The sequence below is a fragment of the Halomicrobium sp. IBSBa genome (genome assembly GCF_017612575.1).
Lineage (GTDB): Archaea > Halobacteriota > Halobacteria > Halobacteriales > Haloarculaceae > Halomicrobium.
The window spans coordinates 1-413 of sequence record NZ_JADPQC010000055.1; the positions used below are offsets into that span (position 1 = coordinate 1).

General features: G+C 64.6%; 1 protein-coding gene. It reads left to right on the forward strand.

Annotation, left to right across the window (positions count from 1 at the left end):
* The coding region (locus IL252_RS17420; protein WP_208629070.1) for a gamma carbonic anhydrase family protein at nt 1-350 on the forward strand (350 nt) is incomplete at its 5' end.
* Nucleotides 351-413: the final 63 nt, after the last annotated feature.

A 413-nucleotide genomic window follows, 5' to 3' on the forward strand; every position in this document is an offset into this window, starting at 1 on the left:
GCCGTGAATCGGCGATCGGTGACGGGGCTATCGTCCACGCATCGACCGTCGGCGAGAAGGTGATGGTCGGCCACGGAGCCGTCCTCAACGACGCAGCGGTCAAGGACGGGGCGCTCGTTGGCTTCAACTCGACAGTCAGCGACGCCACCATCGGCGAGGGCTCCATCGTCGCGATGGGAACAGTCGTCCCGCCGGGCTACGAGGTCCCCGCCGAGTCGTTCGTCCGCGGGAGCCCGGCCACGGTGACACCGCTGTCAGAGACAACAATCGACCCGAACGAGGTGTTCGAGGCGTTCAGCTCCGGCGATTACGCCAACCTCGCGGCCCGCCACGAGGATCTCTTCGAGTAACACCGGGTATCAACGCTGGAGACACACGACGGGTCACTTATAGTGGAAGAGCCCACACAGTAC